This is a genomic window from Vallitalea sediminicola, assembly GCF_054408565.1.
Genome location: NZ_BTPT01000049.1, coordinates 1 through 12,184, shown reverse-complemented (window position 1 = coordinate 12,184; position 12,184 = coordinate 1). Strand labels below are relative to the sequence as shown.

14 protein-coding genes are annotated in these 12,184 nt (G+C 28.1%); 1 reads left to right on the top strand and 13 read right to left on the bottom strand.

Going from position 1 to position 12,184, the window contains the following annotated elements; translation table 11 throughout:
- Positions 1 to 18: 18 nt before the first annotated feature.
- Genes ACX6CF_RS19865 through ACX6CF_RS19820 form a run of 10 tightly spaced genes read right to left on the bottom strand, consistent with a single transcriptional unit; the run spans position 19 to position 7,436 of the window.
- Positions 19 to 1,059 (bottom strand): 3-oxoacyl-ACP synthase III family protein, encoded by a 1,041-nt coding sequence (locus tag ACX6CF_RS19865; protein ID WP_458787111.1) that lies wholly within the window; start codon positions 1,057 to 1,059, stop codon positions 19 to 21.
- 18 nt (positions 1,060 to 1,077) lie between these two features.
- Positions 1,078 to 1,302, bottom strand: a complete 225-nt coding sequence (locus tag ACX6CF_RS19860) for a hypothetical protein (RefSeq protein ID WP_458787110.1) — start codon at positions 1,300 to 1,302, stop codon at positions 1,078 to 1,080.
- A gap of 11 nt (positions 1,303 to 1,313) precedes the next feature.
- Positions 1,314 to 2,354 carry a phosphotransferase gene (locus ACX6CF_RS19855; protein WP_458787109.1) on the bottom strand — a complete coding sequence of 347 codons (1,041 nt, stop codon included), beginning with the start codon at positions 2,352 to 2,354 and terminating at the stop codon, positions 1,314 to 1,316.
- Positions 2,355 to 2,363: 9 nt separating this feature from the next.
- On the bottom strand, positions 2,364 to 2,837 hold the full coding sequence (locus ACX6CF_RS19850) for a cupin domain-containing protein (RefSeq protein ID WP_458787108.1): 474 nt from the start codon (positions 2,835 to 2,837) through the stop codon (positions 2,364 to 2,366).
- A 32-nt stretch (positions 2,838 to 2,869) separates the two neighbouring features.
- Entirely contained in the window at positions 2,870 to 3,673 is an 804-nt protein-coding gene (locus ACX6CF_RS19845) for an ABC transporter permease (RefSeq protein WP_458787107.1), read from the bottom strand.
- Positions 3,657 to 4,652 (bottom strand): ABC transporter ATP-binding protein, encoded by a 996-nt coding sequence (locus tag ACX6CF_RS19840; protein ID WP_458787106.1) that lies wholly within the window; start codon positions 4,650 to 4,652, stop codon positions 3,657 to 3,659. The genes ACX6CF_RS19845 and ACX6CF_RS19840 overlap by 17 nt, the downstream gene beginning before the upstream one ends.
- A 26-nt stretch (positions 4,653 to 4,678) precedes the next feature.
- On the bottom strand, positions 4,679 to 5,479 hold the full coding sequence (locus ACX6CF_RS19835) for an ABC transporter permease (RefSeq protein ID WP_458787105.1): 801 nt from the start codon (positions 5,477 to 5,479) through the stop codon (positions 4,679 to 4,681).
- A 35-nt stretch (positions 5,480 to 5,514) separates the two neighbouring features.
- Entirely contained in the window at positions 5,515 to 6,258 is a 744-nt protein-coding gene (locus tag ACX6CF_RS19830) for a lysostaphin resistance A-like protein (protein ID WP_458787104.1), read from the bottom strand.
- 55 nt (positions 6,259 to 6,313) lie between these two features.
- Positions 6,314 to 7,135, bottom strand: a complete 822-nt coding sequence (locus ACX6CF_RS19825) for a nucleotidyltransferase domain-containing protein (protein ID WP_458787103.1) — start codon at positions 7,133 to 7,135, stop codon at positions 6,314 to 6,316.
- A 40-nt stretch (positions 7,136 to 7,175) separates the two neighbouring features.
- On the bottom strand, positions 7,176 to 7,436 hold the full coding sequence (locus ACX6CF_RS19820; RefSeq protein WP_458787102.1) for a PqqD family protein: 261 nt from the start codon (positions 7,434 to 7,436) through the stop codon (positions 7,176 to 7,178).
- 667 nt (positions 7,437 to 8,103) lie between these two features.
- On the opposite strand from ACX6CF_RS19820, the gene ACX6CF_RS19815 reads away from it, so the two are divergent.
- Positions 8,104 to 8,358, top strand: a complete 255-nt coding sequence (locus ACX6CF_RS19815) for a hypothetical protein (protein ID WP_458787135.1) — start codon at positions 8,104 to 8,106, stop codon at positions 8,356 to 8,358.
- On the opposite strand, the gene ACX6CF_RS19810 is transcribed toward ACX6CF_RS19815, so the two are convergent.
- From ACX6CF_RS19810 to ACX6CF_RS19800, 3 genes are all read right to left on the bottom strand, one after another.
- Positions 8,340 to 9,698, bottom strand: a complete 1,359-nt coding sequence (locus ACX6CF_RS19810) for a sodium-dependent transporter (protein WP_458787101.1) — start codon at positions 9,696 to 9,698, stop codon at positions 8,340 to 8,342. The two genes, ACX6CF_RS19815 and ACX6CF_RS19810, sit on opposite strands and share 19 nt — an antisense overlap.
- 405 nt (positions 9,699 to 10,103) lie before the next feature.
- A complete protein-coding gene (locus ACX6CF_RS19805) occupies positions 10,104 to 11,489 on the bottom strand; it encodes a tryptophanase (RefSeq protein WP_458787100.1) in 1,386 nt (461 codons plus the stop codon).
- A 132-nt stretch (positions 11,490 to 11,621) separates the two neighbouring features.
- The gene (locus ACX6CF_RS19800) at positions 11,622 to 12,005 is read right to left on the bottom strand and encodes a RidA family protein (RefSeq protein ID WP_458787099.1); all 384 of its coding nucleotides are present in this window, start codon (positions 12,003 to 12,005) and stop codon (positions 11,622 to 11,624) included.
- Between the last annotated feature and the right edge of the window lie 179 nt (positions 12,006 to 12,184).

The window sequence follows — 12,184 nt, the reverse complement described above, 5'->3', positions numbered from 1 at the left end:
CATCTCCAATTATATATTTCAAACCTCAATAACTGGTAAGATAACACTAGGATCTATTTTCATAATAATACCAGACCATGAATACCCAACTCCAAATCCTAATAAAGCTACCATAACTTTTTTATTACTATTCTCTTTACCAAAATATGAACATATACTAAGAGGAATAGATGCTCCACTTGTATTTCCATATTTCTCAATTGTACAAGGAGCTTTATGTTTATCGATACCTAGTTTTTCACAAAGATGTTTGATTATAAATCCACTTGCCTGATGAAAGAAAAAGTAATCCACATCTTTCATTTGACACTCTCCATTAATAAGAAGATTTTCAACCATATTCGGTACAATATCTGTACTAAACTTAAATATTTCAGTACCATTCATATATACAAACTGTGGATATTTAACCTCTTTATGTATACTATATCCATTAGCTTTTTGATATTCCTCCTCATTTGGGTAACGTGAGCCTCCAATATAAGTAATTAGATTATTAGCACCAGAACCATCAGTACCATAATCGACTGAAATAATTTCATCATCTTTTTTATTACTTGCAACTAATATTGCAGCTGAAAAAGCATCACCAAATAATGGATAAGTTGAACTATCTTCACTTGATGCAGTAGATTGTGTTAAATCACCTACAACAAGTAATATTCTTTTAAATCTTTTACTTTCTAAAAAAACTTTTGAGGTTACAAGACCATAAGTAAATCCTGAGCACCCAAGATTTATGTCGTATGCCAGTGTGTTTTTATTAATATTAAGTTTGTTTTGTATAATACATGCAGTAGATGGAAATTTGTATTCAGCCGTTTGCGTTATAACAAAAATAGCATCAAACTGTCTATTATTGCCAGTCTTTAATATAGCAGCTTCTGCAGCATTAGTTATTAACTCTAAAGCTTTTATATCTTTTGTAGCCACATGTCTTTCTCTAATCCCTGTAAAAGCAGATAATCGCTTTGTTTGCTTTACCCCAAATTTTATTTCCAATTCAGAATTGTCCAATTTATTCTTCGGAACAGCTACGGCTAAGGCTTCTATTTTCATATTTACCTCTTTCTTTTATTAGTGAACTAAATCAATTATATTTTTAATCTGCTTACAATCTAATAAATCTTGAACATTTACTTTTTTTGTTGCATATGTATCAATTAATGCCATAACACCTATCTTTGTAATAGAATCAAAAACGATATCTTCTATATACGTATCTGTTGTAAGTTTATCTTCATCATTCTCCATCTCTATTATTTCTACTAATTTCATAAAAATTTCTTCTCTCTCAATCATAATTTCCTCCTTTAATCAGCATTAGAAGCTAAGTTATTATATGAAATAATAATACTATTTAAAAACTCTGCCCAGAATTTAGTTTTCCGCCTTAACTTACAAGTTACAGCATAATAAGCAGGTTTGAATAAATTTAACATTGTAAATATTTTATAGTCTTCTAGACATTCCTGCCAAGAATAATTATATTTTAGTTCTTTTAATTTGTTGTAATAGATCTTTAGAATTTCTAATTCTTTTTCCTTATATTTATTTGGTAAATATAAGTTTAATAAATGTGCCATATCATAAGTACCAATGCCAATATTGCACCACTGCCAATCTATTATTAACATATTAGTTTCTATATTTTTTTTATTAAAAAGACAATTTCTCAAATGATAATCTCCATGAATAATTGTATGCTGCTTGTATGCCAAATAATTATTTATTGAATCTATATTTTCTTCTAATTTACATAGTACACTTTCTAGGATATCTTTATTTTTATTGGTAAGACTATCCCCTAGCAAACATACCATTTGTTTATGATTATATAAAATCGATTTCAGATCAACAAATTTATAACTCATTGGACTATATTTATCTTGATATAGTGTAGGTAGATTTAACTCTCTACATATATAATGATGTTCAGCTATTTTTTTGGCTGCTAATTTATAAAACTCTATGTTTGTTTCATATGTATTCACAAAATGACTATTTGAATAATTCTCAAGAATTAGATACGAAAATTCATCATTATAACTGCCAGCTAATATTTTTGGCATATAGTCCATTTTATATTTTTGGGTCATATGATAATAATCTATCTCATTTCGCATCAAATTTTTATAATGCTTGGTACTCCTTATTTTGTCTAATTTAATAAATATAGTTTGTGGTAAATTGTTATTGTTTTTATGATATTTTAATAATGATGAAAAAGCTAAAGAGCCTTCACTTAGTTGTAACTCTTTTGTCATGGAAACCACACTATTACTATTTTGTAATATATCATTTGCCTGAAACAGGCTTGTCAAATACTTAGGATTCATTTCTTCTTCACTCATATTTTACACCTATTCTTTATCATAGTATCCAATTGAAGATGACTTATCAAAAATAAGCTTCTTATCTTTATCTTCAAATACCCCTATCTTATTAGTATTAGGATATACTATAACCTCTGGATAATAACAAATATCAAATTCTATGTATGTTAGTAATTCTGTGTCGGATGTATTTTGTAATAGATGTGCACCTTTTTCTGATGGAGGACATACAATAATATCCCCTTTAGTCACTACCCTTTCAGAATCATGAGTTTTTAATAGACCCTTTCCACTAATGATATAAAAAGCTTCTTCATTTTTCAAATGATAATGATAAGGATAAGAAATCTTCTTAGGCGGTATTTCATAAATAGCAATTTTAAATTTGCTACTATCAAAAGTTTTATTTACTTCATATTTAAAATACTCAAATAAATGATGTTCGCACTTATGTTTAACTTCTAAACATTCTTTTTTTACTATGATAATATCATCTTCCATAATATTTATCCTCCATAATGTGTATCATTACACTAATAAAATAATAGCTGGCCGTTTTTTCTTGAATGTCTCTCCGCACTTTTATATATAAAAATTGTTATAATAATCATAGCAATATTTGTCACGAAATAATAAATAACTGCCATTGTATTAATATCTGTCCCTGTCATAAGACCTCTTACAATTATAAGCGAATGAGTTAATGGAAAAATATTAGAAATTAATTTAGCCCACAAAGGAAATACTTGAGTAGACATTCTTACACCAGAAAATATACTCATTGGCTCATCTAATATATTAAACAATATTGACGCATCTCTTGAAAAAAGAAATATGGAATTCATAAATCCTCCCCATATTACTGCTGAAATTATCAAAACTAAAAAACATACAGGTAAATAAATTATATTAGTAACCATGACTCCTTTGACAAAATAAATGATAAATAGTGTAAAACATAAAAACATCCATATATTTATAACGATATTTCCGACAGCTCTCCCATACAATATTGCTATTTTATTAACCGGGCTTAGAAAAATAGCTTCTAAAGTTCCATTTTGTCTTTCTCTGCTCATCTGCCATGCACTCTCTACTAAAGAAAAAAAACATAGATAACCTAAAAATCCACAAATTAGAAATGCTATAACTGAGTCATTATTTGTTAATGATTCTACAGAACTTTCTTTTAAATTAAATGGCTTATAACTATAATAGGTTGTTGCCAATAAAGCAATTGGCCATATTAATAAATTAAAATAAGAGCTTTTAGCAAAAAGTCTGTCTCTACGTGTTCTTTTTATTTCTGCTATTATGACTTTAGTTAATTTTATCATATTGTTTCCCACCATCTATTAATTTGATTAATGCATCCTCTAAATTAGGTTCTGAAAATTTAATGTTTGTTATTTTTATATTCTGTTCAACTAACACTTTTGTTATTTGGGCAATAATATTTTTATGTGAACATATTCTTATTAATGTTTCAGCACTTGATACTTCAAACTTAACAGTACCATGATTAATGGCAACTAAATTTTTTAATATATTCTCAGCATTTTTATTTATATTTGTTACATTTATATTAATATATATATTATTTAATGCCTGAGATTTTATTTCTTCTGAAGTTCCTTCTAGAATTAATTCTCCTTTATCAATAACATAAATTTTATCACATAGTTCCTCTGCTTCTTTTATATAATGTGTAGTCAGCAATATCCCTTTATTATAGTCCTTAGCCATTTTTCTAACATAACTTCTTATTTCCTTGGCAATATTAATATCCAATCCTAATGTAGGTTCATCTAAATATAAATACTTTGGATTATTAATAAGTCCTCTAGCAATTTGCAATCTTTGCTTCATCCCTTTTGAAAATGTTTCAACAGGAATATCTTTACTTTTAGTCAATCCAACCAAATTAATTAATTCTTCAATCTTACTAGAAATATTTTTCCTTGGAATATTATATAATGCTGCAAAATATTCTAAATTCTGTTGTGGTGTAAGACGCAAATAAATATTTCTCTCTCCTCCTACTATCATATTTATGATTTTTCTAACCTCCTTAGGAGATTCAACAGCATTTATTCCATCAATAACAATAGTACCCCTTGTAGGTTCTATTAAAGTGGATAGCATTTTGATTGTAGTAGTTTTACCTGCTCCATTTATCCCTAATAGACCTACAATCTCACCTGGTTTAATTTGAAGACTTATCTGCTTAACAGCTTGGACTATATTCATTTTATCTTTAGCAAATACACCTTTTCGTATTCTATATTCTTTTTCAATATTTATTGCTTCTAGCATTTCCTTCCCTTACCTCCTATTTGGATTTACGCAAATGTGTTTTCTATAAACTTTCGTTCTTCTTTCACAATAAGTCTATACCCAATAGTAAAATAAACAACACTTAACACTATTAACTCTATTACTAATCCAATATCTATCTCTTTGTGCATGAAACTACCTCTAAATAACTGTAACACCTGAGTTAATGGTAATAAATGTGCTATCTTTTGTAATATGTTAGGAAGAAATTTTATAGGATATGAAACTCCACATAAGAAGAGCATTATATTAAATAAAGTATTTTGCGTTATATATGTATCTCTCATTTTCAGCATAACAGCTGCAAGTAAAATACTCATTGAAAAAAAACTCGCAACAGCGATTATAAATATTAAAATAACATCAATAATTGATACACTACTATAATCAGCTCCTAAAGCCCATCCAATTATTAATATTATAGTAATTTCAACTATAGTTCTTAGTAATTGTTCAATTAAGGTTCCTAAAAAATAACCTATTCTAGAAGCAGGAGAATAAATTAATAATTCAAGTGTTCCTTCTCTTAATTCATTCATTAATGACCTTCCTACATTCATTAAAGTAGCAATAGCAAAAATATATACTGCTGCACCCAATACCATATAAGTCATGTAATCCATATTGTTAGAATACAAGATATATTCCTCATTAACACTTTCATTAAATGTAAATTTAAATATAAAATATGCAAATAAGGGAGTATATAAAGAGTTAATTACTCTTCCAACTATAAAAGAGTAGGGATATGCTCGTTTAATTATATACCTATTTTTTTTAATTGTAGCTTTTATAATATTAAGCACTAATACACCTCCTTATATGATATTATTTAAACTAATTATTTTTTTACGGCTAAAACCCTGCATTTCATTATATCATTTACTACCATCGGTAAATTATATGTAATATGTACAATCATTGGAACGGCTATATAACCTGATAACAAATACAACATACATCCAATAAAACTAATTAAAAATTGAACACTATAGTCTTTAAAAGTATAGAAATTACTAGAATACCTCTGAGTGTTATGAATACTCATAAAGGACAAAGATGTAACAATACCTGAAATTATAAAACCAAATCCATAATTATATAACACAAAAAAAACAACGCCTTTATAAAACAATTCCTCAGTAACCGCAGATCCTATATTACTATATATATTTAATAGTGTTTTTTTTGTTTTTAATGGACTCATACTTATGATATCTTTATTGAATAACACTCTAAAGTCATTTAATCTAATAGCTAAAAATAATAATGCTACAATAATTCCCAATAAGCTGTAAATTAATATATTACCTTTTTGAAATTTACTTATTTCATCAACATTTGTATAATATTTATTTCTAATTATATATGCAATTATATATGGAATAAAATAAAGAGTTCTTCTTACAAATGTAGCCATAAAAAATTTATTGTCCTCTATCTTATAGGCAATATGATTAATGAACATAATACAAATCAATGTTGCAAAAAGTAATATTACCCAAATACAAATATTCCATTTAATAATAATTATAATTCCATAAATGGCAAGAATAACTAATCTTCCCCAATTTTTAACCTTCATAAGCATTCCTCATTTAAATATTAAAAGTAATTATTTAAGTTACCATGGCTTTGTTTTATTCATTAATTTTACTTTCAATATACTTTTGAATTTCACTGTTTAATGAATGACAAAATTTAAGTCCTTTCTTTATGTAATCATTAGTATTTTCATCATTAAAAGGATGATTCGTCTGTAAATCTATATATGTATTTAATAAATCTATGTTTTTATTATTGCTAATATATCTTAATAATTTTCTATATATCCATTTTGATTTAGGGTTTGTCTCTCCTTGGATACATAAAAAACCATTCAAACAAATATCAATCATTTTCCTAGTTCTAAAAAAAGCAGTTCCAAAATCTTTCGATATAGTTGCTCCTCTAATATCCTCTATGCCATCTGCAAATGCTCGACTGTGGTTAATAGCTTGATAAATTTTAAGATTCTCAAAATTTATATTACTTTTTATCTTTACAAACTTTTCTTCATTCGCTATTGGCATAGCATTAATTAATCTATGTATGAAATCTAAAATATCCTCTTCAAAAAAAATATGTTCATCTGTTTTAAAATTTATATTATTCAGTTTACTTATAATCCTATTGAAATGATTCAAAGATAAATATTCAATATCAAATCTTATCCCTTGATAAATAAAGTTATTAATTATACTATTTTCTGATTTTATTACTGAACTAGTTTCTTGAACAATTTTAAACTTATCCCTATTATCATAAATTATAAATACATCTATATCAGAGGTAGCATTTCCAAATCCCTCTGTAAGAGAACCTGAAATATATGCAAAACTTTCTTTAGAATCTTTGTAACTTAATTTATCTAATATAATATTTGGATTTTTTTCTATTTTTTTAAGTATTTCTAAGCTCATAAACTTTCTCCTTATATAAAAAGTTTCTCTTAATGTTTATTTAATTCCCGACAACACTAACTAACTCTTTTGATAACAAATCATCAATATATGCTTTAATATCCTTAGATACAACATCTCTTTCAACAACATATACTCTTGAAACTTCATCTATGATTTCTTCAATACTTGTTTTTCCATCTAATGATTCCCAAATCTTTTCTCCAATTTCATCTAATTGATAAATCTGATTATCTTTCGAAATATATTTTTTACCATTTATACAACGGTAATCGACAAATATATCTTTTTCTAATTTCATTGATTATCCTCATTTCTCGAATTAAGTAATTTTTAATCTTTAAGTTAGAGGTTAAATATTAAATTTAACCTCTATACTTTTTATTAAACATTTTGCATACCTGCTACATTAACAGGTTTTAATTTTGGAGCTTTATACATAGAACTTCCTCCTTTCATATGTAATTAATTTATAAGCATTTACAAAGCTATATTTAGTTTAGCTTTATAAAATTACTTAACAATTTTTTATAGCTCATTACCAAAATAAACATTGTTATATTTTAAAAATAAATTCTAATAATTCACTAGATAAATTCATATATAATATTTTTTTCGACAATATGTGTCATGTTTGTATTTTTATATTATTATTTTATATGAATAATAATACACTTTTTTATTATATTTGTCAATATATTTTATATTTCATTAATTTTTTTATACTTTCATATTATTTTTTAATTAGTACAATAATTGCATATAAAAAGACTGTATACCAACAATTACAAACAATTGACATACAATCTTTTATTTTTTTACAACCTATATGGCTTATTAAAAAAGCTTAATGTTGAAGACCCTATTGAGTGGGCTAAAAAATGTATTATTTGTACTGATACCGATTTAGCTTCTAATAATAATAGAAAATTTCTAGCTTATCAAAACTTGATGATATGCTGGATAAAATGAATGAATTGGATAGAAATAGAGTGACTTCAAAAGTGTTTTATAAAGAACGTTGGATTAAAGAAAATGGATTAGAGCAAAAACTTATTGTTACTTTTTCTCTTAAATATAGAGATTATCAAAAAAGTATACGTAATACCCAGATTGAACGTGCTGTTAAAAAACAGATTCCAATCCTTCTAAAATCAACTCAGGATTATAACCCTAATCCCTTACTTTGTAAAGATATATTATATCAACCAATACCGCCATAAAAAATCCCTAAGATATAAACTATAATAGTTAAACCACAAAATATGTATTTTGCCATAGGTTCAAACCATGGTCCAATCTTTTTATCTCTTCCTAACTGAGCTTGTTCCCTTGCGAATTTGGTACCACATACCCAAAAGAACATAATTCCTGCCAATAATGCACCAAGTGGAATGATATAAATTGATACTACATCCATCCAAGTGCTTAGATTAGCTCCATTTTCTACTATAAGACCTACTCCACCACTTATCAAAGCTATTATCACAATAGATGATCCTCTAGAGAGTTTAAATCTATTTTGTAATGTTTCAATAGGAGTTTCAAATAAATTCATTAAGGATGATATCCCAGCCAATAATACTGCTATAAAGAAAATAATAGCAAATATTCTACCTGCAGGCATTAATTTGAATACACTTGGCATTGTTATGAACATGAGTGGTGGTCCTGATGCAGGGTCCAAGTTAAATGCAAACACAGATGGAATTATAACAAGTGCAGCAAGCATAGCGGCTATTGTATCAAATATAGCAACATATTTTGCTGAATTGACAACGTCTTCATCCTTTCTTAGATAACTACCATATACCAGTGTTCCTGACCCAGCTAATGATAGTGAAAAGAATGCTTGTCCTAGAGCATATACCCAAGTCTTAGGATCTTTTAAAAATCCCCATTTAGGTAATAAAAGATATTTGTAACCTTCTATTGCACCATCTAATGTCATTACTTTTATAGCCAAAATAATAAATAATCCGAAAAATGCTGGCATCATAACTTTATTTACTTTTTCAATTCCTTTTGATACACCAAAGAACATTATGAGAAAAGTTATCAACAATCCTGCAAAATGCCAACCAGTACTACCTAAATTACCTGCTATTTTTCCGAAATAAGCACCACAATTTTCTGTATTTGTTAAACTTCCTGTTATTGCACCTACTGTGAATCTAAGTATCCAGCCAACTACAACTGCATATCCGATTGCAATACCTAACGACCCGATTACTGGAATCAATCCAATTAAATCTCCGTTTTTCTTACCTCTTCTCTCAACTGCTTTTTTAAAGGCGCCTAGAGGACCTGTTCCCATGGCACGACCAAAAGACATTTCCCCAATTACACCCGTAAATCCAATAACAATTACAAATATGAGATATGGTATCAGGAAAGCTGCACCGCCAAATTGGCCAACCCTATACGGAAACATCCATAGATTACCCATTCCTACTGCTGACCCTATACAAGCTAGTATAAAACCGGTTTTAGAGTTGAATGTATCTCGTTTCTCTGATGTTTTTACTTGTTTTTGAATATTTTTTAAATTCTTATTACCCATCAATTTACCTTATATAATGAACATATAGGGAAATTCCATTATACATTTTCCTTTCTAGACTAACAAAATCATTACTATTATTATATATAATATCAGATGCCGGAACTAAAGTCACTAACAATACATAGTTATATCATGATTTGTTATCTAGTAAATAAGATTGTCACTTCTACAAACTTGCAGTTAACTTCATTTGATTAAGTAATCAATTCTACTACTATATTTTAGGATAAAAAAAATATAATTGTTATTAGATAGGTATTGATTCAAATAAAGACTCTATTCAGCTATTTTAAATAATATGGGCGATGCCATTAATGGCTTTCACATATTGCTGAACAGAGTCTATATTATTAAATTTTAATGATTATTACTCTGATACATTAGATAGAAAAATTTTATCCATTACTTATCTAATGGCTCAAGACTTGCTTGGAAATGTCTAAGAATTGGTGGTTCCCAAGTTATTTTGTATCCTTTAACATCTTTTGCTCTTTCTTTGATAGCTATTAATGCATCTGCCATAACATCAAAATGTGCTTGAGTGTATACACGACGAGGGATAGCTAATCTTGTGAATTCGAATGATGCTTGTAATTGCTCTCCTGTATCAGGGTCATTTCCTAACATATATGATCCTATATCACATGTACGAATTCCAGCTTCTTTGTATAATTCAATCGCAAGTGCTTGCCCTGGGAATTCATAGTATGGTATATGAGGAAACATTTTCTTAGCATCTATAAATAAACCATGACCACCTACTGGGGATTGATACGCAATTCCTGCATCATCCAATCTAGAAGCAAGATATTCCATCTGACCATTACGATATTCTAAGTAATTTTCATCAATACCTTCATTTAAACCAATTGCTAAACATTCAAGGTCTCGACCTGAAAGCCCACCATATGTAATAAACCCTTCAAAAGATATTGTACGTCCTTTTATATCTTGGAATAACTTTTCATCATCTTTTATTCCAATTAATCCACCCATGTTTACTATTGTATCTTTTTTAGCACTCATAGTGAACATGTCTCCATATGAAAACGTCTCTTTAACTATCTCTTTGATTGATTTATCTGCATAGCCTTCTTCTCTTTTCTTAATGAAATATGCATTCTCTGCATAACGAGCAGCGTCAATATTCATTCTGATACCATATTTTTTACAAACAGCAGCAGTTTCTCTCATATTCTTGATTGATACAGGTTGACCTCCTGCTGAATTGTTAGTCACTGTCATAACAACTAATGCTATTTTTTCTGAACCATACTCATTGATCAGTTTTTCTAATTTTTCTACATCCATATTACCTTTGAAAGGAGCTCTTACTTCTGGTTTCTTAGCTTCTTCAACAACACAATCAATTGCTCTTGCTCCTGTAAGTTCTACATGAGCTCTTGTTGTATCAAAAAACATATTGGATATAGCATACTTACCTTCTCCCATCAATACACCGAATAGGACTTTTTCTGCTGCACGACCTTGGTGAACAGGTTGAATATATTGGTAATCAAAAATATCTCTAGCCGTATCTAAAAGTTTAAAATAACTTTTTCCTCCAGCATAAGCTTCATCACCAACCATGACCCCAGCCCATTGCTCTTGACTCATGGCATTAGTTCCACTGTCAGTGAGTAGGTCAATATAGACATCTTCACCTTTTACATTGAACATATTATATTTTGCTTCTTCAATCTTTTCTTCTCTTTCTTCACGTGTAAGCATTTTGATAGTTTCAACCATTTTTATTCTAAATGGTTCTGGTATATATTTTTTAGCCATACTAATAACCTCCATACTTAATATAAATTTTCAAAATAATGGATTAAAGCATTATTTCCTTAATTTTTTATAAATCAATAAACCTTCTTAAGTAAAGATAATTATGTAAACTATTAGCTGTAAAATTAATAATTATTTGTCTAAAGCAATTGCTTCAACTTCTACTAATGCGTCTTTTGGTAATCTAGCAACTTGAATTGCTGCTCTCGCTGGATAATTACTATCTCCGAAAAATTCTTTATATACTCCGTTCATTTCTGCAAAATCATTCATATCTTTTAAGAAAACCGTTGTCTTCAATACTTGTTGTAAAGTTACTCCACGTTCTATTAATATTTGTTTTAGATTTTCTAGAGATTGTCTTGTTTGTTCTTTTATTCCACCAACTGGAAACTCACCTGTAGTAATATCAATTGGAAGTTGCCCTGAGACAAAGATCAGTCCAGCCCCTGCCGTTCCTTGAGAATATGGACCTATAGCCTTTGGAGCATTATTTGTAGCAATTATTTCTTTCATTTATTTACCTCCCTATACCAAAAATGTATTTCATGTTTTTTATCATGATAATATTATTTTATCACCGCTATAATTTTTAGTCAACGAATTTAATAATTTTTTATCATTATTAACACTTATATAATGATTTTTTATCTCATTGCATTTTTTTTATTATTATCCTGTCTTTGACAGTTGAA